The 21,699-nt window shown below is 58.5% G+C and carries 19 protein-coding genes and 1 tRNA gene; 10 read left to right on the top strand and 10 right to left on the bottom strand.

The annotated features are described in order from the left end of the window. Positions 1 to 2 precede the first annotated feature (2 nt). The 5 genes from ACR0CZ_RS18080 to ACR0CZ_RS18060 are packed head-to-tail and all read left to right on the top strand — an operon-like array spanning position 3 to position 4,365. Positions 3 to 1,259: a nitrous oxide reductase family maturation protein NosD gene (locus tag ACR0CZ_RS18080; protein ID WP_170398104.1), complete on the top strand. Its 1,257-nt coding sequence runs from the start codon at positions 3 to 5 to the stop codon at positions 1,257 to 1,259. After that, on the top strand, positions 1,249 to 2,142 hold the full coding sequence (locus tag ACR0CZ_RS18075; protein ID WP_170686791.1) for an ABC transporter ATP-binding protein: 894 nt from the start codon (positions 1,249 to 1,251) through the stop codon (positions 2,140 to 2,142). The genes ACR0CZ_RS18080 and ACR0CZ_RS18075 overlap by 11 nt, the downstream gene beginning before the upstream one ends. Continuing rightward, positions 2,139 to 2,960, top strand: coding sequence for an ABC transporter permease (locus ACR0CZ_RS18070; RefSeq protein ID WP_170398098.1), 822 nt, complete (start codon positions 2,139 to 2,141; stop codon positions 2,958 to 2,960). Before ACR0CZ_RS18075 ends, ACR0CZ_RS18070 begins: the two co-directional genes overlap by 4 nt. Then, entirely contained in the window at positions 2,957 to 3,472 is a 516-nt protein-coding gene (locus ACR0CZ_RS18065) for a nitrous oxide reductase accessory protein NosL (protein WP_170398095.1), read from the top strand. Before ACR0CZ_RS18070 ends, ACR0CZ_RS18065 begins: the two co-directional genes overlap by 4 nt. Further along, a complete protein-coding gene (locus ACR0CZ_RS18060) occupies positions 3,469 to 4,365 on the top strand; it encodes an FAD:protein FMN transferase (protein WP_170398093.1) in 897 nt (298 codons plus the stop codon). The genes ACR0CZ_RS18065 and ACR0CZ_RS18060 overlap by 4 nt, the downstream gene beginning before the upstream one ends. 27 nt (positions 4,366 to 4,392) lie before the next feature. Here the strand turns inward: ACR0CZ_RS18060 and ACR0CZ_RS18055 are convergent. Next, positions 4,393 to 4,468 (bottom strand) — tRNA-Thr (locus tag ACR0CZ_RS18055). A gap of 127 nt (positions 4,469 to 4,595) precedes the next feature. On the opposite strand from ACR0CZ_RS18055, the gene ACR0CZ_RS18050 reads away from it, so the two are divergent. The 4 genes from ACR0CZ_RS18050 (at position 4,596) to ACR0CZ_RS18035 (ending at position 9,537) form a co-directional block, all read left to right on the top strand. After that, on the top strand, positions 4,596 to 5,822 hold the full coding sequence (locus tag ACR0CZ_RS18050; protein WP_480544989.1) for a YcaO-like family protein: 1,227 nt from the start codon (positions 4,596 to 4,598) through the stop codon (positions 5,820 to 5,822). Next, the gene (locus ACR0CZ_RS18045) at positions 5,819 to 7,156 is read left to right on the top strand and encodes a TfuA-like protein (protein ID WP_170397995.1); all 1,338 of its coding nucleotides are present in this window, start codon (positions 5,819 to 5,821) and stop codon (positions 7,154 to 7,156) included. Before ACR0CZ_RS18050 ends, ACR0CZ_RS18045 begins: the two co-directional genes overlap by 4 nt. A 12-nt stretch (positions 7,157 to 7,168) precedes the next feature. Then, positions 7,169 to 8,479, top strand: a complete 1,311-nt coding sequence (locus tag ACR0CZ_RS18040; RefSeq protein ID WP_170397993.1) for a gluzincin family metallopeptidase — start codon at positions 7,169 to 7,171, stop codon at positions 8,477 to 8,479. 137 nt (positions 8,480 to 8,616) lie between these two features. Beyond that, positions 8,617 to 9,537, top strand: coding sequence for a pentapeptide repeat-containing protein (locus ACR0CZ_RS18035; protein ID WP_170397991.1), 921 nt, complete (start codon positions 8,617 to 8,619; stop codon positions 9,535 to 9,537). Positions 9,538 to 9,638: 101 nt separating this feature from the next. Here the strand turns inward: ACR0CZ_RS18035 and ACR0CZ_RS18030 are convergent, their stop codons facing one another. Then, on the bottom strand, positions 9,639 to 10,403 hold the full coding sequence (locus ACR0CZ_RS18030) for a nuclear transport factor 2 family protein (RefSeq protein WP_170397989.1): 765 nt from the start codon (positions 10,401 to 10,403) through the stop codon (positions 9,639 to 9,641). 181 nt (positions 10,404 to 10,584) lie between these two features. Here ACR0CZ_RS18030 and ACR0CZ_RS18025 point away from each other — a divergent pair, with 181 nt between their 5' ends. Further along, positions 10,585 to 10,962 (top strand): winged helix-turn-helix transcriptional regulator, encoded by a 378-nt coding sequence (locus tag ACR0CZ_RS18025; protein WP_170397987.1) that lies wholly within the window; start codon positions 10,585 to 10,587, stop codon positions 10,960 to 10,962. Between the two features lie 27 nt (positions 10,963 to 10,989). Here ACR0CZ_RS18025 and ACR0CZ_RS18020 read toward each other — a convergent pair whose 3' ends face one another. The 8 genes from ACR0CZ_RS18020 to ACR0CZ_RS17985 form a co-directional block, all read right to left on the bottom strand. After that, positions 10,990 to 12,711, bottom strand: a complete 1,722-nt coding sequence (locus ACR0CZ_RS18020; protein ID WP_480537232.1) for an adenylate/guanylate cyclase domain-containing protein — start codon at positions 12,709 to 12,711, stop codon at positions 10,990 to 10,992. A gap of 126 nt (positions 12,712 to 12,837) precedes the next feature. Beyond that, a complete protein-coding gene (locus ACR0CZ_RS18015) occupies positions 12,838 to 13,473 on the bottom strand; it encodes a GNAT family N-acetyltransferase (protein ID WP_170397983.1) in 636 nt (211 codons plus the stop codon). Positions 13,474 to 13,648: 175 nt separating this feature from the next. Then, positions 13,649 to 13,948 (bottom strand): lipid-A-disaccharide synthase N-terminal domain-containing protein, encoded by a 300-nt coding sequence (locus ACR0CZ_RS18010; protein ID WP_039542759.1) that lies wholly within the window; start codon positions 13,946 to 13,948, stop codon positions 13,649 to 13,651. Further along, positions 13,945 to 14,706, bottom strand: coding sequence for a glycosyltransferase family 2 protein (locus ACR0CZ_RS18005; protein WP_170397980.1), 762 nt, complete (start codon positions 14,704 to 14,706; stop codon positions 13,945 to 13,947). The genes ACR0CZ_RS18010 and ACR0CZ_RS18005 overlap by 4 nt, the downstream gene beginning before the upstream one ends. 141 nt (positions 14,707 to 14,847) lie before the next feature. After that, on the bottom strand, positions 14,848 to 16,332 hold the full coding sequence (locus ACR0CZ_RS18000; RefSeq protein WP_170466450.1) for a glycosyltransferase family 39 protein: 1,485 nt from the start codon (positions 16,330 to 16,332) through the stop codon (positions 14,848 to 14,850). 138 nt (positions 16,333 to 16,470) lie between these two features. Further along, positions 16,471 to 17,460 (bottom strand): C45 family autoproteolytic acyltransferase/hydrolase, encoded by a 990-nt coding sequence (locus ACR0CZ_RS17995; RefSeq protein WP_170397976.1) that lies wholly within the window; start codon positions 17,458 to 17,460, stop codon positions 16,471 to 16,473. Between the two features lie 8 nt (positions 17,461 to 17,468). After that, on the bottom strand, positions 17,469 to 18,917 hold the full coding sequence (locus tag ACR0CZ_RS17990) for a biotin carboxylase (RefSeq protein WP_170397974.1): 1,449 nt from the start codon (positions 18,915 to 18,917) through the stop codon (positions 17,469 to 17,471). Between the two features lie 22 nt (positions 18,918 to 18,939). Continuing rightward, positions 18,940 to 21,672, bottom strand: a complete 2,733-nt coding sequence (locus ACR0CZ_RS17985; protein ID WP_480537226.1) for an aminotransferase class I/II-fold pyridoxal phosphate-dependent enzyme — start codon at positions 21,670 to 21,672, stop codon at positions 18,940 to 18,942. Positions 21,673 to 21,699: the final 27 nt, after the last annotated feature.

The following is a 21,699-nucleotide window of genomic DNA, read 5'->3' as shown; positions in this document are numbered from 1 at the left end:
CCATGCGTTGGTCCCTGCTCATACCGCTCCTGCTCGGCTCGCCCCTTTGGGCGGCGGATTGGGATGTGCCCAACCGGGCAGGGGCCATCAACGAGATACTGGCGCAGGCGGCGGATGGAGACACCCTCCACCTGAGCCCCGGCGTTTACACAGAAACGCTGGTTCTGGACCGGCCCGTCAAGATTGACGGGCTGGGACAGGCCACCATCGACGGACAAGGCGAAGGCAGCGTCATCACCGTGACCGGGCCGGGTGTGACCGTGCGCGGGCTGACGGTGATCGGATCGGGCTCGGACCATGACGGGATCGACAGCGGCATCCAGTTGACCAAGACGGCCCATGCGCCGGTGGTCGAAGACAATGTGCTGCTGGGCAATCTCTATGGCATCGACATCCATGGGGCCAAGGACAGTATCGTCCGACGAAACCGGATTGAAGGGCGGCAAGACCAGCGCATGAACGAGCGCGGCAATGGCGTCTATGTCTGGAACGCGCCGGGTGCGGTGGTTGAGGACAACGATATCCGCTATGGCCGCGACGGAATCTTTGTAAACTCGTCGAAGAAGAACACCTTCACCGGTAACCTGTTCCGTGATCTGCGTTTTGCCGTTCATTACATGTATGCGGACAATTCGGTGGTCAGCGACAACGTCTCGATCGGCAATGATCTGGGCTACGCGGTGATGTTCACGACCAATGTGACCGTGGCCAATAACGTCTCGATCGGCGACCGCGAACATGGCGTCATGCTGAACTACGCCAACAAAAGCACCATCACCGGAAACGTTGTGAAAGGTGCGAAAGAGAAATGCACCTTCCTCTATAACTCGAACAAGAACGAGTTCACCGATAACTGGTTTGAGGGATGCGGCATCGGCATCCACTTTACCGCTGGCAGCGAGCGCAACCGCATCGTTGGCAATTCATTCATCGGGAACCGGACGCAGGTGAAATACGTCTCGACCAAATGGGTCGAGTGGTCCGAGGACGGGCGCGGCAACTACTGGTCCGATTTCGCCGCTTATGATGTGGATGGCAACGGCATCGCCGATGCCCCCTATCGCCCCAATGACTCGATGGACCATGTGCTGTGGACCCAACCCGCAGCCAAATTGTTGCTCGGCTCCCCTGCCGTGCAACTGGTGCGCTGGTCGCAATCGGCCTTCCCGGCGCTGTTGCCGGGGGGCGTGATGGACAGCAACCCCTTGATGCAAGCCCCTGAACCCCCAGCTATGAAAAAGGTGCCTCATGACGGATAAGGCCCTGTCAATTGACCATGTTCTCAAGGACCGAGGGAAAACCCGCGTTCTTGACGATATCACCCTGTCTCTTGCCCCCGGCCAGCGCGTTGCGCTGCTGGGCCATAACGGCGCGGGCAAGTCGACCCTAATCAAATCCATCCTCGGCCTAACACCGATCCATGGCGGAGCCATTCGGATCGGAGACGCCACCCCCGGTAGTGCTCAGGCACGGCGCGAGACGGCTTATCTGCCCGAAGCGGTGTCGTTTCATCCCGCGCTAACCGGGCGTGAGCAGTTGACCCTGTTTGCGCAGCTTTCAGGCGCAAAAGCCGATGTGTCCGGCCTGTTGGAGCGTGTCGGCCTAAGCGACGCTCTGGACCGTCGGATCGGCACCTATTCCAAAGGCATGCGGCAACGTTTGGGTCTGGCGCAGGTGCTGTTGGGCCAACCGAAAGTGGCCTTGCTGGATGAGCCGACAAGCGGACTGGACCCAATCTCGCGGCAGGACCTGTACACCATTATCGACGAGCTGGCCGCCCAAGGCACCGCTGTTTTGATTGCCAGCCATGCGCTGACCGAGGTCGAGGCCCGTACTGATCGCATCGCGATCATGCGCAAGGGTCGGATGGTCGCCGACGACACGCTGACCAACCTGTCGGCTCTGGCAGGTCTGCCCATCCGTCTGAAGGTACGCGCCAGCGCCAATCCGGATGTGCTGGCCGCTGAACTTGGCGGCAACCGGATCAATGGAGCATCCGTTGAATTGCTCTGCACACCCGAAGACAAGATGGAGGCGCTGCGCCGGATCGCCGGGTTGGGCGACGCGGTCGCGGATGTGGAAATGACCCCACCCAAGCTGGAAGACCTCTATCGCCACTACGCACAGGAGGGTTTGCAATGACCCGCTTCCTCGCCATCACCCGCACTGAAATGCTGATCCTACGCCGCAACCGCTGGCTGCTGGTTGCAACGCTGATCATGGTTCTGTTCGCTCTGGCGCTGACCTTTGCAGGCAGCGCCCCAACCGGCACGCTGGGGGTCGACATGTTGACCGTTTCGGTGGCCTCGATGACCACGCTGTCGGTCTATCTTGCGCCGCTGCTGGCGCTGATGATCGCCTTTGACGCCATCGCGGGCGACGTGGATCGCGGCAGCCTGTCGCTGCTGCTGTCCTACCCGGCGGGGCGCGGAGAAATCCTGTTGGGCAAATTCACCGCCCATCTGGCCGCTTTGGCCTTCGCCATGACCGTCGGTTTCGGCACCGCAGGCGCAGTGGCCGCCTTCTTTGGCGGCGCGGGTCCGGAAAGCCTGATGGCTCTGGTCCGCCTGATCCTCACATCTATCCTGCTGGGCGCTGTCTTTCTGGCGCTTGGATACTTGCTGTCCGCCCTGGCAAAGGGGGCCACGGCGGCGGCAGGTTTGTCGGCCGGGCTCTGGCTGGTTTTTGTCGTCCTCTATGATCTGGGCCTGTTGGGGGCCGTCGTCATGGACAAGGGCGGCACCTTCACCCAATCCGTCTTTCCATGGGTGATGGTGGCCAACCCGGCCGACGCATTCCGTTTGTGGAACATCGCCGCAACCGAGGGCGTTGCCATGGCCTCCGGCATGACCGGAGCCGCGCAGGCCCTGCCGGTCTGGGCCGCGCCCGCCTCGCTGCTGATCTGGCCGGTGCTGGGCTTTGCCCTTGCGCGTCTCGCATTTCGGAGAGTTGAGCCATGAGAAACCTTGCCCTGATCGCTCTGGTCGCGTTGACGGCCTGCAAAGAAGAGGTGGCCGAGGCCCCCGACCCGGTTGATCTCACCCCGGATGCGCTGAGTTATTTCTGCCAGATGAACATCGCGGAACATGGCGGGCCCAAAGGGCAGATCCATCTGGAAGGCTATCCCGCGCCTTTGTTCTTTGCGCAGGTGCGCGACATGCTGGCCTATCTGAAAAGCCCCGAACGTGACGCCAAGATCACCGCTGCCTATGTCAGTGACATGAGCGTCGCGCCCAGCTGGCGGCAACCGGGGATTTCCAACTGGATCGCAGCCGATGGTGCGACCTTTGTCGTCGGCGCCGATGTGGCCGGTGGCATGGGTGCGCGAGAAGTCGTGCCCTTTGGCGACCCCGCTGCGGCAGAGGCGTTCATTGCCGAATATGGCGGCGCCGCCCTGCCACTGTCTGATATTCCCGATGCCGAAGTGCTGGGCCCCGTCGATCTGGACCTCGCGCTGGAGACCCCCGCATGACCATTCTGACCCGCCGCCGTTTCCTGGCCATCTCAGCCGCCTGCGCCGCCGTACCCGCCGCTGCTGGCAACGTCGCCCAATGGCGCGGTATCGCGCTGGGCGCACCCGCCAGCCTGAGGCTGGAAGGCTCGACGGACGCACAGGCCGCGCCGATCTTTGCTGCGGTCGAGGCAGAGCTGAATCGGCTGGAGAATATATTCAGCCTCTACCGGACGCACTCGCAGATCAGTCAGCTTAACCGGATCGGCCACCTGGTCACCCCGGCGCCTGAGCTGCTGGAGGTGCTGAGCCTTTGTTCCACGCTTCACGACGCTTCGGGCGGGGTATTTGATCCGACGATCCAGCCCCTGTGGCTAGCGCTCGCGAGTGGCGCGGCGGGGTCGCAAGTGGAACGTGCACGCCAGACGATTGGTTGGGACAAGGTTCACGTAAGCGCCGGTGAGATCCGCCTGCCGCATCCCGGACGCTCGGCGATTACCCTGAACGGGATTGCTCAAGGTGCGATCACTGACCGGATTGCCGCTTTGATGCGATCCTTCGATCTGCGCGATGTGCTGGTGGATATGGGCGAGGTCGCCGCCCTTGGCCAGCGGAGCAATGGCGAGCCGTGGCGCGTCGGGCTGGCCAAGCCCGACGGTGCTGTCGCCAAACGGATCACACTGCAGGACCGCGCCGTCGCAACCTCGGCCCCCGAAGGCACCATGCTGCAGGGCGATCAGGGGCATATCCTGAACCCGAAAGGGTTGGGTGCGACCTATCAGGCTGTATCAATCTCAGCCCCGCAGGCAGCATTGGCAGACGGGCTCTCAACCGCCCTATGCCTGACCCCACGTGCCAAAACAAACGCGATGGTATCGCGGTTTCTGGGCGCGCGTATCGAGCTGAGTATCTGAGCGCGGGTAAGACTTTTCGCAAGAGGATGGTGCCTCAAGAGGGACTCGAACCCCCGACCTTGTCCTTACGAAGGACCTGCTCTACCAGCTGAGCTATTGAGGCGATGCGGAAGCTCGTTTAACGGCAGCGCGCGGGTCATGCAAGCGTGGATTGCCGGGCCGGTGCGCGGTTGACCACTACGCATTCATCCCGCATCCTGACGCCAACATGATCCGCCCGGCGGGTTACGATGGTTTATCAGATATTTGGCAAGGTCATTTGGATGTCCGGGAATTCGCAGAAGTCTTATGTGCTAGACACCCACCGGCTGCGCGACCCGGAAGAGACCCTGGCCATCGTCAAACCATTCCTCAAGCAGATGGGCATAACCCGGATCGCCAACCTGACGGGACTGGACCGGGTTGGATTGCCGACAGTGATGGTGACGCGGCCAAACTCGCGCTCGGTCGCGGTGTCGCTGGGCAAGGGGCTGTCGCTGAGCGCAGCCCGGGCTTCGGGCGTGATGGAAGCGATTGAATCCTGGCACGCAGAGCGGATCGAACTGCCGCTACGGCTGTCCAGCTTTGCTGATCTGGCGGTGGAGTATGTGGTCGATGCCGACCGTCTGCCCAGCGTCACCGGCGGGCAGTTCGACCCTCATCAGGCGATACTGTGGGTGCTGGGGCGCGATCTGCCCTCGGGCCAGCCCTGCTGGGTGCCGTATGAGATGGTGGACACCGATTATACCACCTCGCCCGTGGCTGGGCAGCGGGCGTTTCCGCGAACGACAAACGGGCTGGCGTCCGGTAACAACGTGACCGAAGCCAGTTGCCACGCGATCTGCGAGTTGATCGAGCGTGACGCCACAACGCTGTGGCACCATCAGGGCGCAACCCCGCGTGTTAATCCCCGTACAGTGGACGACCCGCGTTGCCTTCAGGCGATGGAACAGATTTCTGCGGCGGGGCTTGATTTGGGAATCTGGGACACGACCTCGGACATCGGCATCGCCAGCTTTCGCTGCGCGATCTGTGAGGACGGAGGCACCACGGGCCATATCGGCATCGGCGACGGCTGCCACCCGGATCGCGCCATTGCCCTACTGCGGGCGCTGACCGAAGCGGCGCAAACACGGCTGACCTATATCTCAGGGGCGCGCGATGATCTGGACCCGGAAGAGTTCTCAGACACTGCCCGGAACTGGCGCAGCGGATACATCCGCGAACTGATCGATGGCTCGGCGCCCATCGGTGATTTCACCGAATGCCCAACCTACGTGACCGGATCTTTCACGGATGACCTGTCTTTGTTGCTGGCGCGCCTGTCCGAGGCAGGCATAGATCAGGTGGTCACTGTTGATCTGTCGCGACCCGAAATTGACATCGCAGTGGTGCGCGCGGTGATACCGGGCTTGGAAGCGCCCCATGACGATCCCGACTTTGTCGCAGGCCCCCGTGCGCGAGCGGTGATGTCATGAGTGTGGTTGTTTTTGTCGGGCCGACGCTACGGGCCGAAGCCGTACGCGAACATCTGAACGCCACTATTCTACCCCCGGTTCAGCAGGGCGATGTGTATCGGGCAGTGCGGGAAAAGCCGCGTGCGATCGGGATTATAGACGGGTATTTCGACGGGGTGCCCTCGGTCTGGCACAAGGAAATCCTGTGGGCCTTGGAGCAAGGTATACCGGTCTTTGGTAGTGCCAGCATGGGTGCGCTGCGCGCGGCAGAGCTGGCGGATTTCGGGATGATCGGGATCGGCCAGATTTTTGAGGGTTACCTGAATGGTGCCATCGAAGATGATGACGAGGTAGCGGTGCTGCACGGCCCTGCCGAGCTTGGCTTTCCACCGCTGAGCGAGCCTATGGTCTCGATCCGCGCCACCATTGCGCAAGCCAAGACAGCGGGTGTGTTGTCGTCTGAGACGGGCGACGCGTTGCAGCAAAAGGCGAAAGACCTGCACTACCGTGACCGGGTTTGGGATCGCATCCTTGAGGGCGTTTCGGACCCGCAACCCTTTCAACGATGGTTGCCCGAGGGACAGGTGGATGCGAAAGGGGATGACGCCCGCGCGATGCTGGCTGAGATGGCCCGCTTTCTGAATGCTGGAACGAATGTGTCAGACTCACATCGCACCGAACGGACGCTGGTCTGGCGTGACCTCTGCGCTCGTGTGGATCGGGAAGCCGCACAACAGGATAGCGAGGCGCGGGCGCTAGTGGATGAGCTGCGGCTTGATCCGGTTCTCTACGCGCATCTGCGTGATCGCGCAGCGTTAGGCTTGCTGTCTAAGGACGAGACCCGCCGACAGGGGTTGGACCCGGATAAAGACGCCGTGGTCAAGCAGATGACCGAACATCGGCTGGAGGCCCGGCTACCCCGCCATGCGGATTTGCTCGAATGGCTGGAAGAAAATGACCTGACCCTTGTGCAGTACGAGGCGATGCTGGCCGACAAATCCCGTGTCGATATCGCAATCCAAACGCTGGCCGAGACAATGGATGCCGCTTTGCTAGCCGAGCTTCGACGCTCGGGCGACTACAGCGCGTTGCGCGACCGGGCCCAGCGCAAAGCGGCGCTGCCGCTGGACCCGAGCAACGCCGCAATTCGAACGCGTGCCTTGGTCTGGTATTTTGAAACACGTCTTGACCAGATGGTGCCGGATGATCTTGACTCCTACGCGATCGGGCATGGCCTTGAGGGGCGCGATGCCTTGGTCGATCTGATTGAAGCCGAGTTCCTGTTTTGCCACACCAGCGGCGATCAGGTTGATCAAGAGCCAGGCTTGGCAACAGGTCTGCGCGCAGGCGGATAACGGGAGGGAAAAATGGCAATCTGGCCCGACTATTCAGAGAATGACCCCCCCGGCACGCGGTTCTTACTATATCCGCAATCGCCCTTTTTAGAGCCGAATTCTAAGCCCGAACTGGTCGAAATATCGGCCCCGCAAGGGACCATAGGCCCAGGCCCATCGGGCCCCCGCATGTATGCGATGTACCCGGTCGACAAAACGACCCCCTATGGCGCGATGATCGAGGGTGAAGACGGCCCCGAGATGTATCTGCCCGCATGGGACGGCTATATCCTGCCGCCGCCCGAGCCCGATGAGTTTGGCAATTTCATCCATATCGATCCCGAGGACCCGGCCTTTGAAGCCGCCCATCTGTTCGGAGCGGCCCATTTCACCATGGATGTGTGGGAGGGCTATTTTAATCGCCCGATCCCCTGGCATTTCGCGCGTGATTTCGAGCGGCTTGAGCTATCGTTGCTGCCAAGTCTAGATAACGCGCATATCGGTTGGGGATTTCTGGAAACCGGTGGCACTCGCGATATCGGTGACGAATACCGCCCCTACAGCCTGAACTTCGATGTGGTCGCGCATGAGATCGGCCATGCCATCATCTACAGCGTGGTCGGCATGCCGTCCGAAGAGGACGCGACCGGCGAATATTACGGGTTCCATGAATCGGCGGCCGATATGGTGGCGCTGTTGGCGTCGCTGCATTTCGGCTCGGTCGTGGATGAATTGCTGAAAAACACGCGCGGCAACCTTTATACCTATAACCGGCTGAGCCGCTTTGCAGAGCTGTCGCAGAACTCGCAAATTCGGATCGCCGCCAATGACCGGACGCTTTCTGAATTCTCGCACGGATGGTCCAGTGAACACGCCCTGTCAGAACCACTGACCGGGGCGATGTTCGATATTCTGGTCGATATCTACCACGAACGACTGGTAGCACATGACGTGATCGACCCGGAGATGGAGGAGCTCTCGGACGAGTTGGAAGGGACCGACGAATACAATGCGATCATGCAGGACCTGTTCGACGAACATTACGCAGCCGACCCCGAAGGCTTTCGGGTTGCCCTGATCGAAGCGCGTGATTTGCTGGGATCCTATCTTGCAGATGCGTGGGAGAAACTGGACCCCGATATGCTTAGCTACTTCGGCGTTGAACGCGCCTTGGTCATGGTCGATCACGAGGTCACCGGCGGCGCATTCCGGCAGATTATCGAAGGCAATTTCCGCATGCGCCACATCGGATTGACAGCGCCCGGCCCCCGTTTGACCAAGCCCGACGGCACGAGCCATGCCGCGTCGGTTCGTACGCTGTCACCCGAGGTGAATGAACCTTAAAGTCTTTGTTTTTCCCCCGCTATTGTGGCAGGTTACGCGCACGGGGTGATAATAGTGACATTCAACGCGCACTGAATGCGCAAACCGGGACAGGCGAGGCAATCGGCAGCGTCGACCCCCGATAGGGAGAAAGTGATATGTCTGAGTCCTTACTCAGTTTTTCCGAGGTATTACTGTTTGGGCGAGAGTTAAGTGATTTAAAACTGAAACAACGCTCGGTCCGGTTGGCCGAAGAGGTTGAGGAAGACTACGACTTCAGTAAGAAATTCACCAAAATCGACGGCGTACATGTCCGGGAAGACGATCGTGTTCTGGTCCAGGTCGGGGATGCGGCAAACGAAAAGTCCGGCATCTACAAGGTCATCAAGGACGGCGATAAGTTCAAGTTCGACAAGCGGAAGAAGGTTCCGCACGACTCGTTTGTCTACATCCGTCGCGGACGTCAGTTCAAACATACCCACTGGCAGCAGATCGCGAACCGTCACTCGGAGCAGCTGTTCATCGAACAGGATGGCCGCCGGAGGGGTCGTGGCGTCAATAATTTCATCGGGGACCAGTTCGGAGGCGATGCACGACTGGCCCGGATTTACGGCTTCGCCTATGACGGCACCTATTACGAGATGCCGGAACCCACGATCTTTCTGGTGCATGGCGAAGGCGAGAGCGCGACGGGTGGCAACCTGCCCCATGGCTTCAAGCTGCAGACCAGCAATGACGCTAACGCGCCGGACACCACGCAACAGGCCGCACGCGCGCCGATGAACCCCTCGGTTTCGGGCGTCGCGGCAGCGGATTACCAGATGGCCAATGATATTCGCGTCTGGAACTACGATCAGGCCGATTACACCATCCGCATGGATATCGCAGCCGGTCAGATCGAAGACGTGCTGCTGGACGTCTATTTTGAGTATGACGCACCGATGATGTCCGGAGCCAAGGTCTCGGGCGCCAAGGTGAGCGGGGCCAAGGTCTCGGGCGCGAAGGTCAGCGGGGCCAAGGTGTCCGGTGCTAAGGTGTCAGGTGCCAAAGTCAGCGGCGCAAAGGCACGTGGTGAATAGGAAGGTTGAAATGATCCTGACCGATTGACGTTTGGTTTTATTCCAACGTCTGCTTTGGGTTGGCGGGCCATTTATGCCTGACCCGCCATCCCTTTCGAAGATCAGAACTTGCCGTTTTCGTGCGCCATTTCGGCTGGCGTAGGCGAAACGACGTCCCAATGTTCAACGATCTTTCCATCTTCGACGCGCCATAGGTCGAAGAAGGCCCAAGGGTTCCCTCTGACGGTGGCATCTGAGGCGACAAAGACAAAGTTGCCTTCGGCCACCACAATCTGCGGCTCGAATTTGGTGATCACATTCCCCTGCTCTGCCCAGGCTTTGGTGCCCTCGATCAGGCCATCGATCCCATCGGCAAGCATTGGATTGTGCTGCATATAGACCTCGGAATACATCGGAGCTTTCTCGGGCGCGGCACCGCCCAGAACGTCACGCACAAACCCCAGAACCAGCGCCTTGTTTTCTTCTGTTTTCTCAAGATCGGTGATCTCGGTCGGCCCATCTGTCATGCCACGGCCCGACACTGTTGTTTCAGGAACGGGCTGCAAATTGTCCCAATGTTCAGCAACTTTGCCATTCTCGACGCGGAATATGTCAAAGGCGGCGAGGGTCGGTGCACCAAAAGCGTCCGCGTTGTCGAACGTGCTGTGCAATACAACCATATCGCCCTCGGCGATGACCCGGTGGGTAGTTGCAGTCATCCCGGATTGTTCGACCAAAGGGATCAGGCCGGCCAGGCCTTCGGCTCCGGTCGGGACTTGCGGGTTGTGCTGAATATAGTCCGGGGTAACGAGCTGTAGCGCAGCTTGCGGGTCATGTTCAGCAAAGGCAGCCGTAAAAAGTGCGATTACAAGTTCTTTGGGGGACATGTTGATTTCCTATGATTCGTATCTACTGGATACGTGGTAGCAAATCCATACTACATTTCAATTACGTACTTAAAAATGACCTGGTACGCTTGAGGCTACTGCCCGAATTTTCAGGGAGTTGTACCGAGGCCAACGTGACGCTATTGTGCGATTAAGTTTCGAAACAATACCAGAGATTGATATGCTACCAATTGGTGTTGCCAACAAGGCAGAAGCTTCCAACTGCTCAATCCGTTCCGTACTGTCCAATGTGACGGGCAAATGGCGGATGATCATCATCCTTGCGCTGGAGGATGAGCCGAAACGCTTTGGCGATCTCAAGCGCTGTATCGGAGACATCACACAAAGTGTGTTGACCGAAAACCTGCGCGGGTTGCAACGTGATGGTTATTTGACCCGCACCGTCGATCCCGGACCGCCAGTGGCAGTGTCTTATGAATTGACACCTTTGGGCAGAAGCTTGCTTGAAATGCTGAAACCGCTCGTCTTCTGGTCGCATGAACAAATGGATGAAGTCAGGCGGTTACGCATGCAGTTCGACCGCGAACAGGCGAGTTGATTTTCATAGGCGAGATCGGGCAGCAGCTCAGAACCCGGCCTTTTTGAGCCCCTCGACAAAATGCTGCGTGTCGTCAGACAGGCGGTCTGGCTGAACCTTGGCCCAGCGCGATAGTGAGAAATTGGGATGCGCTGCGCGGTGTTTGTCGGCGATCTGGCGGGCCATTTCCAGCTCGCCCTTATGGGCATAGCTGGCGGCCAGCACGCGCTGCCCCTCGGTCGGGTTGTTCATCTTGTTCACGCATGAGATCACGTCGTCATAGCGTTTGAGATTGTAATAGGCCCCGCCCAGATGCCACAGGTACTGATCGGGGAAATAGGGGTTCAGGCGCATCGCCTGCTGCAGATGTTTGATGGCGGTTTCGTTGTCGCCCCAATGGGCCAGCGCATCGGCGTAGTCCGAATGCATGTCCGCATCGTTGGGGTTAAGCTGCAGGGCGCGTTTGTAGGATTCGATCGCCGAGTCATGCTCTTTACGATAAAGCTGCACATAGCCCAGCTCTCCAAACCCGCGCGCATCTGTGGGGTCAAGCTCCACCGCGCGCTGAGCCAGCGACAGGGCCTTGTCCAGCGCGCTGTTTGGGTCTTCGGTCCATGAATAGCGCCAATCGATGTTGAGCGTGCGTGACAGCGCCGCCGCGGCCCGTGCATACCCGCCGTCGCGCTCAAGCGCGGATTTGTAGCAATGCTGCGCCTTGCGGTTGTCGTTGCGGGTGTATTTGAAAATATGGTGCTGCCCCTGCAGAACCGAACCATAAGCCCGCAGGTCTGACGGGATTGCCTGCACCATGCGCAGCTTTTCATGCGACTCGATCATGACTGCAGTGGCGGCAACGATGCACTCGGTCACCTCATCCAGGATGTCGAAGATATCATCGAGCTTACGGTCGAACCGTTCACCCCAGATGGTGCGTTCGGTGTTGGCGTCGATTAGCTCGGCCGTGATCCGGATACGACTGGACGAGCGGCGCACACTGCCGCGCGCGATATAGCGCACGTTCAGACGCCGAGCGGCCTCTTGCGGCGACATCGACTGGGTCTTGAAGAAGAACGAGGAATTCCGGGCAATGATGAACAGGTTCCGGAACTTGGACAGGTTCATGATGATGTCGTCGGTCAGCCCTTCGGCGACCCAGCTGTCATCTTCATCCCCGCCTTGGCTGGTAAAGGGCAGCACCGCAACCGACGGGTTATCGGGCCTTTCAAGCACTTCCAGCTGCATCTCAGGACGTAGGGTTGCGGCCATTGTTGCACCCTCGACCTCGGTTCGGACACAGTAGGTCGCGACCGGAGACATGATGTTCTTGAGCTGCTTGGGACCGAGGAATTCATAGCCATAGCGCAGGCGGTTACGGATCTGTTCATAGACGGCTGCGCTGACATAAACCCGTTCTGGCTCGGCAATCTCCTGCAGGCGGGCAGCGATATTGACGTTGTCACCATGGATGCCGCGTTCGTCCATCAGAACTTCGCCCATGTGAACGCCAGCGCGAAATTTGATGTTGTGCTCGTCATCCCGTGCCTGATTATGTTCCGCAGCGATCCGATGCAGTTCGATGCTGAACTCTACCGCACTGGTCGCCGTGTCGAATAAGGCAAGAATGCCGTCACCGCGCACTTCGATGATTTTGCCCTGATACTTTGAGCAAGCCGATTCAAGCTGCGAAAGCAAAGACTTCAACGCGTTATACGTATCCATCTCGTTCTCGCTCATCAGGCGGGAATAGCCGACAACGTCGGCAAAAAGCACCGCGCCTAGTTTCTGTTTTATTGATGCGTCCGAACCGGTCGTGTTCACTGGCAATACTCAATTGTGTTGTCATGTCGAATCCGACAGGACTGTTTTAGCAAAAAATGACTCAGAATACGTAACATTTTAGGTATCTGCACCGGAATCGGGGGGCCAAGACCACCCAGAGGCATCAAAACTGACCACTGTTTGGGTGCCTAACTCCTGCGCGAGCACCTCTCGACGCGCGATCCAGTCCTGCTGCAACATGCCGACGACAACCATGTCATGGAACTGCCCATCCGCGAACCAGGCTTGACGCATCGTGCCCTCGATCTCGCAGCCGATTCGCTGGATCAGATCGCGGCTGCTGTGATTGTCGGCCCGGTAATACGAGGTGATACGGTTCAGCCCCAATTGCCGGAATGCGAAATCCAGCATCAGCGCAACCGAACGCACCGCCACGCCATGTCGACGGATGGATTTGTCGACAAAAACCGGAACCACCGCATCCCTGTTGACGCTGGAAATTGCTTCAAGCCCGGTCATCCCCACCAGATCACCACTGTCAGATTCGATTGCGAACCAGCATTTGCAGCAGTCCTTTGAGGCGTTTATCGCGTCTTCCCAATATTGTTCGGTCTGTACCAGGTTCTGAGGAATGCGCGACGTTCGGTCGAACAGTGCCAGGTCATGGATATCCTGAAACCAGCGCGCAACTGTTCCCAGATCCGCCTTTTCCAAAGGGCGCAATCTGAACAACCGGGGTGAGCTATCGGGCAAGAGAAAATATCCTCCGAGTACAATTCTGAAAATCTATTCGCGGGATACTAGCACGAAAATTTCAGAAACAATAAGAGGTTGTTCACACAACGCAGCCGTAGGCCGCTACCCGCTGAACGGGTGCAGCCGACAAACTTGTAATGGGTGGCAGGTCGTAAAGAAGCGTTACGATCAATCAGCGGTTTTCAGCGCGAATAAGGAAGATGTTGCGCAGGTAGATGGACAGGCCCATCGACTGACCCAGAATAAAGACCGGGTCACGGCGATAGATCGCATAGCTCAGCAGGATAAGCCCGCCGCCGATCGAAAGGTACCAGAACGCCATCGGGATGACGGATTTCTTGGCGCGCTCGGACGTGATCCATTGCACGATAAACCGGGCGCTGAACATCAGCTGACCGGCCAGACCGATAAAGACCCAGAGCGCCTCGGTCGGGCTGTCGACGTGCAGGATTTCCAGAATGGTTTCTTTCATGACCGGGACGCCTCGGTTGCGGAAACGGATTTGGCGCGGCGGGTCAGCCAGACAACGCCGAACAGATCCCAGATGCCGACCATGGCCCGCCCGAAATTGGTGTATTTGGATTCGCCCGACAAACGCTGCTGATGCGCCACATCCACCAGCGCGATATTCCAGCCATAGGCCTTAAACAGGGCGGGCAGATAACGGTGCATATGATTGAAAAAGGGCAGATCAAGGAAAGCCTGCCGTCGGAACGCCTTGAAACCGCAGCCGGTGTCACGTGTGCCGTCTTTCAGCATCCAGCCCCGCAGTGCATTGGCAAAGCGCGAGGCAAGCTTCTTTGACGCAGTGTCTTGTCGGCCAACCCGTTGCCCCGCCACCAGGCCAATCGAGGCATCACCACCCGACACCAGCGGCGCCCAAATCTTTGGCAGCTCTTCCGGCGGGTTCTGTCCGTCGCCATCCAGCGTACAGCAGATATCCGCGCGTGCTTCCTTGACGCCGGAATGCACGGCAGCACTTTGGCCACCGGCCGTTTTGTGCTGCAGGATGCGCAGTTGCGGACAGTCTTTCTGCATCTGTTGCAGCGCCGCAAAAGTGTCATCGGTCGATCCATCATCAACCGCGACAATCTCAAACGCTGGCAATTCGGCCGCAGCAGCGCAGATGCCCTGGATAAGACCGGGAACAGCCCCCTGTTCGTTATGCATGGGAATCACGATCGACACGGTGGGTCGATTGTCAGCGTTGGCATCATGATCAGCATGCATGGTGGGTAGCTTTACTTGTTTCAGTCTCAGGGCTTTTGCGGGATCAACGGCGAAAATTCAAGTGGCCACCGCATCGCAGGCCAACATCTGCGCAACTTGTTGGGGCATTGTTCAGCGATGGGACGGATTGCACCGTGTCTCCTATTCAGGGGCGGGCGTGACACCGGTTGCTGACCAATAGACCAAACCGTCAACCGCAGTTGGCTGCGTCTCGAGCCCGATCAGGTCAGGTGCCAGCTCAGACAACTCACCCTCCGAACAGAGCCCTCGCAGCGGGCCGGTGGTATAGCCGAACCTGTCGAGGTATTTGTGCAGCTCCAGCCGTCTGAGATAGACAAAGCGCCTACCGTTGGAAGCAAAGACCGATGCGGCCCCGGGCGGTACGCGCAACTTGCGGTCATAGGCGCAGAGCAGCAGGGTTTCATCCGGTTGCAGCATTGCACCCAAAGGGGTCAGAATCTCGGCCTCGGGCACGCCCAAACGCACGCGACCCTTGCCCAGATCGGTGGCATCGCGGTCATAGAACAGGCCGCCTGCAACAAAGACCAGACCCAGCGCGGCCACCATCCCGGCCCAGCGCAGGCGCTCGACCGAAAACAACAAACCGGTTGCGGCGACCATCAGCATCGGCAGGATCAGCAGGGTGTAGCGTGCATAAACCTTGCCGGCTGCGGCCCACATCATGATAACGAAGAACGCTGCTATCCCTGTTGCAGCAAGAAGTCTGGGCCGCTTTTGCAGAAATGGCAGAGCGCAGATGCCGACAAAACCCAGTAGCCGCAACCACGGCTCGCCCGCGATGATCAGATCATAGAGTTTCCCGAAGCCGCGATCGCTGAGCGATGGGCGAAAACGATCCAGCATCTCGCCTTTGATGTTGCCATCCAGCGAGTCGCCAAAGAGGAACCGAAGCTCTTGCAGGATCGGCCAGGCGAAGGCCAGCGGGATCGCAATCTTTAGTGTCCGGCGAAACGTTCTGTTCTGCCAGATCTCGCTGAACGGTTCCGTCTGCCATCTGTTGGTCAACTTCAGCGTCAGTAGTGCCAGCGCTAGAAAGGCCAGCGGGGTTGGGCTTTTCTGCAAGGCGGCCAACACCAGAGTTGCGCCGAAATAAGGCCAGTATTTCGGCTTTTCCAACGCTGCCAACAGGGCTGCAATTCCAAGGGTCGAAAAGAAAACCGCCCCGGTATCAAGCATCGCGGATGTGGCGTGTTGCCAGAACTGAAGCGACGTGGCCACCAGCAGGACCGAAGGCAGCATGGCCCAGGGGCTGTCCGGGATCATCACCCGCGCCAGTACGGCCGTTGCCATCAGCGCGCCCAGCGCAAAGATCATCGACGGCAGGCGCAAGGCCAGAATATCAGATACGCCAAACTCCATCAGCAGCGCAGACATCCAATACTGCATGGGCGGTTTTTTCAGGCTAGGTTCGTTGTTGGAATAAACCGCCAGCCAGTCCCCATTGCGCGCAAAGCCTGTACTGCGGTCATAAGTGTAGAATTCATCGTAGTGATAGATGTTCCCAACACCCAGATCAGTCAGATACCAGGACCAGACCAGGACCATCACCAATGCGGTGACGAAGTAAGGAAGCAGTCTTAGCCAATTTGGGGAGGTACCGGTCATGCTTTCCGTGGTCCTATCGCGTCATAGAAATATGTGGTGTTGGTCCCGCCGGGCCTTGTTTGAAACTGCCGCGCGTCGAGCTCCCATTATTGCGTCGCCCGTCCAAGAGCAAGAAGTTTAGAAGGGCGACCGCGCTTGTCAGACTGCAGGCTCGGCCTCGTCGGGCAACATCAGGCTCAGCTCACCCTCTTTGAAGCCATCGAAGGACAAGTCCCAGCTGGCACCGGGCCAAAGCAGTTGCAACTGCTTCTTCGCAGGCCGATAGACCGCAGTATAGAGCGTGCCGAAACCTGATCTGAAAGCCGTTGAATAAAGCGGCGGACGCAGGAACGCATCGATAAACCGCTTCTCGCTTTCCGGGTGCTGGTTGAGACGGTTGAGCAAGAACCTTTCGCGTTCCACGGTGGCCGTAAAGCGCGCATGGGTGGACCATTCGACATGGCCCTGATGGTTTGTCGCCACTGGTTGGTCCGAGATTTGCGGGTGCCGGTCCGGGGCAAGGTACACCGTGCTGTGATTGTGTTTCGCATCCAGAACGGTGACGTTATAGCTCATGTGGCAGGGGATGCGGCACAGGCAGTCAACCGCTTGCGCAGTGGTCTCGCAGGTTTGAAGGACATAGCGCAGGATCAGCGGCACGCCAAAGCCGTCGCCGACCTCGCGCCGCCCGCCAAAGGTGAGCGAGACCGTCAGACCGGCATCGTTGATGCCATCAAGCAGACCCAGAACGCCGTCGCTCATCCCGATGACCCCGCGCCCGTCCCAGCGGGTTTTCAGCAGAGCGGCGTCAAAGGTTTTTGGATGGTAGTCGTAATTGCGCACCAGAATCGGTGTCTTGCCACGCCAAATCGCCTGGCTGCAGCCCGAAAGATATTTCGGCGGGCAGTAAAAGCTGAGAAACCGTGCCTGGCTGTCGCTGCCGCCGACCAGTTCGACGATCTCTTCGTACAGCGGCAAAATCTCGGGCATGTGTTTTTGCAGGGCGCGTAGACATTCGCGATAGGTGGGGCGGGCCGAATACCCCTCTTGCGCCCACCATTTGCGGTAGGCGGGCCAGTATTCGGCAAACAGCCCGGCCAGCTTGGGACCGGGCTGCGCTTCGTCAATTGAGCGAAAAACAAGCGCCATGGGGCTTTCTACATAATTTTGAAGGCGGGGTCTTCCATCGGCTGTGCCGCGGGCAGCGGTTCAGCCGTATAAGCCGAAGTGATCCCATGAATCCACTTCTTCGATTTGTCCGTCAGTTTGAAGCCCTTGGTCATTGACCGCCCACGCGTTACCAGAATTCCGAGGTCAGCGCCTTCATAGCGGTAATCACCGACATTCGAAATACGCAGGAAGAACGCTTCGTTCTCGCCCACCGCGCGGCGGTGATAGTCGAACCGGTCGAACACAACGCGGCCATCTTCCAGCATCTTGTAGATGCCCGATTGTGGGGCCTGCGTGATCCGGTCGACACTGTCATCGGTGTGTTTGATTACCATTTGCGACCAGCTGTCGATCATGTCCGGATCCGCCCAGCGGGCATTCAGTTCCTCGACATCCAGCGCGAAGGGCTTCTTTGAAAACTCAAGCAGATGGAACAGAAACAGTGGCGCATCAGCGTGCGCAAAGGCCGCGTGGTTGGTCATCGAGCTGGCGCCAGTGATACGGGGGTTCAGTTCACCCAGCCACAGCTCATCGGTTTTCTTGTCGATCAGGAAGTCGAGTTCGAAATAGCCGCGATAGCCGGATTTCCGCAGTTCTTCACCGAACTGGAACGTCAGCTGCCGGGCCTGTTCGCGGGCCTTAGGTGGGAAAGCGGTCGAGAAAATCTCATTCCCGCACCAGCCGCCGCGATAGGGCGTGAGTTCCTTGAAGCCCACAAGCTCAGTCATCAGCGGGCCAACGATGGTACCCTCCGAGGTCGCACAGGCCTCGATCGCCGCCCCGCGACAGTCGATCCGCTTCATGATCTTGATTTCGCCTTCGCCGACGATCTCGTCTTTGTGCTTGTTGAAATCAGCTTCGGACTTGATGAAGAACGTCGTATGGCCGCTGTCGCCGAAGGCGGATTGTAGCACCAGATCATTCCCCAATCCGGCCTTTTCGCAGATCTTTTTCAGGTGATCATAGCTTTTGACAACGCTCAGCGTGTTGGGCACCGAAGGCACACCCGCCTTATTGCCGATACGGACAGTTTCGATCTTGTTGTCACATTTGGTGCGCAGCTTGGCTTTGGGGAACCACAGCTGACCGCCCAGCTCCTTGACCAGCTTCTCGGTCGTCTCGTCGAACATCAGGAAGACAAACTTGGGCTTGCCACCGCGCCGCTTGACCAGGTCGATGACCTCTTTGTGCTGCAGCAGATAATTGTTGATGTCTTCGATGGACTGAAACTCATCATGCGGCATTTCCGAAGGCACAAACACGTTCGGATGTCGCCCGTCAAAGCAATCCATGTAGCAGATATAGGTGAAGTTCATCACCCATTCATCCAGCCCCAACAGGTTGAAATTGGTTGCCGATACGAAATAGATCGGGTCCTTGTTGGTATGGAAATACCGGCGGATTTCCGAGATGTTTTTCAGCACCTTCTTTGGCATGATTGTTGTCCTCCCTGACCCCTTAGGGGTTCTTTACTGACTTCAAAGCGTCTTCGGTAAAAATGCGCAGGCCCAGATCGGCACGGAACCCATGGATTTCCGAGACGTCCAGTTCCTGCATGAATTTGAGAATTTCAGGGCTGATCACCTGCCCCGGTACCAAAATGGGAAAGCCCGGCGGATAGGGGATCACGAAGGTGGCCGAGACCATCTCTTCCCCGGCTTCGAGCCGTTCCAACATCTCCTTGTCGGGCTCGACGTAGTCGCAATTGTCTTCGTCATAGGACAGGAAAAACGCCGTGCGAATGTCACCAGCTTCGGTACCTGCCTCACAGCGGAACGCATCGTGGAACCGACTAAAATCGGGCAGAGGTGGGACGTGTTCGCTCAGATTCCTGACGCGCTTGTCAAAGGCCCGTTTTTCCATTTTCGAGGCGTCGTCCATCAGATCGTCCAGTTCCTTGGCGATCTCGACCAGCACCTCGATCAAATAGGCGACCGAGCTGCGTGTGGTGCCGATATTGGTCATGAACAACACGGTATTGCGCGAGGTCTTGTTGATCTGGATCCCGTATTTGTCCATCAGGATCTTGGTCTTGAAGGTATCGCCATCCCAGCCGGTCGCGCCCACATGCAGGGTGATCCGGGTGGCATCCAGAACAAACTCGTCCTTGGCCCAGCAATCCCAAACATCGGCCCAGCCCTGATCGGGATCGAAATAGCTGGTCATGCCGCTTTCGCGATATTGCTCGGGGATCATGTCGCCCGCTGTGACCAGCTTGAAATACTTCCTGAGCAGCGGATGGGTCGTCACGGCCCGGCGGATTGCCATCGCGCTTTCGACCTGTCGCTGGACGAACTCGTATCCTTCGATCTCGACCTGTCTGCGTCCTACATCCAATGAGGCGATGATCTGATAGTTGGGCGAGGTCGAGGTGTGGGTCATATAGGCTTCGTGAAACGCCTCTTCGACCGCACCTTTGAACTGCTGGTCATTGACATGGATCATCGAACCCTGCCGCAGCGCAGTCAGCGTTTTATGCGTCGACTGCGTGGCATAGACCCTAACACGCGCATCGGGCGGCGCGATCAGGCGGGTGTTCAGCAGTGTTTCATCATCCGCGCCCTTTAGTTCCTCCTGTTGGGCGGCGTAAGCCTCGGCATGTTCAGGGGTGCGGAATTGTTCGCGCAGGATATTGGCCGATCGCATCGCGGTACGTACGCGCGAATTCGGGGCAAAGCGCGCGTAACCGAACCAGGCCTCATCCCACAGGAACACAAGGTCCTTTTTGATCGCCAGACATTCCTGCATCACCCGCTGCACGTTGTAGACGATGCCGTCGAATGTGCAGTTGGTCAGCAGCACCATACGAACCTGATCCAGCTTGCCTTCGGCCTTCAGGGTCAAAAGCTTGTGCTTGATCTCTCGGATCGGTACCGCGCCATACATCGAGTAATCATGCAGCGGATAGCTGTCCATATAGACCACGCTCGCTCCCGCCAGCACCATGCCGTAATGGTGCGATTTGTGGCAGTCGCGGTCGATCAGCACGATGTCTCCGGGCCGGACCAGAGCTTGCACCACGATCTTGTTGCAGGTCGAGGTGCCATTCGTGGCAAAAAACGTCTGTTTAGAGCCGAATGCGCGGGCTGCGGCTTCCTGCGCCTCTTTGATCGGGCCCTTCGGCTCCAGCAGCGAATCCAGCCCGCCAGACGTGGCCGAAGTTTCCGCCATGAAGATATTTGATCCGTAGAACGCCCCCATGTCCTGAATCCAGTGGCTGCGACTAATCGATTTACCCCGGCTGATCGGCATCGCGTGGAACACGCCCGTGGGCTGTTTTGAGTATTCCTTGAGCGCCGTGAAGAACGGTGTCTTATAGCGCCGCTGCACCCCGCGCAGGATGTTCAGGTGTAATTCCAGAAAGTCTTCCTGATTGTAGAAGACCCGCCGGCACAGGCCCAGATCGAGACCGGCAATATCTTCCGCCGAACGGTCGGTGATTAGATAAGCGTCCAGCTCGGGGCGCAGCATGCCGATCCTGCGGCAGGTTTCAGGGCCGTATTCCGAAGGGGACAGCGCATCAAGATCGGCGCCCTCGCCATAGAGGCTGATATAGCGGCCCAAAACATTGGTTTCGTTCTTGGACTTCAGGCTAAGGCCCGGGCGAACAATGACCGCCTGTACATTCTGGTTGAACAGAACCCCGATCAGCGCATCCTCGACACTGGGAACGACAACGGTTTCATAGATAAACGGATCTTCGCTGCGGCGCATCCGTTGCAGGCTGGTTTGCAGGAACCGTTCCTGATGTTCGTTGACCTTGTCAACGATCATCACCTCGAAATATGGGCGGCCCAGCGCGCGGGCTTCATGGCTTTGGGTGGACTCGTCCTCAAACTCATCAACCTCGGTCTCATCCGCGATCAACGGGATCGAGCGGCGACGATAGGCCCCTGAGGTCAGCGCCCGCGACACCCGGCGCACGGCGGTTGAGAAATCGCCAAAGTTACCATGGTCCAGCAAACGACGCAGATAGTCGAACGCCGATCCGCCCGGAAAAGCGAAATACATCTCGATCGGGGCCAGCGCCTGCAGCAACTGCCGTGCCCGGTCCCGATCTTTTTCGTTACCGCCCTGATCCAGGGACTCGGCCGTTTCCCGCAGCGCGCTCCATCGGTCTGCCCTCAGTTGCGAGGCGCTGTAGTAGTCCGAGATGGTGTGGAGCTTTTCGCTATCGGAAATGCCGTGCATGAAATTTTTCCTTTCTGCCGATACCGA

Source organism: Ruegeria sp. H9 (genome assembly GCF_056532915.1).
Note: the sequence above shows the minus strand (reverse complement) of the source record. Positions and strands in the feature narration are given on the sequence as shown.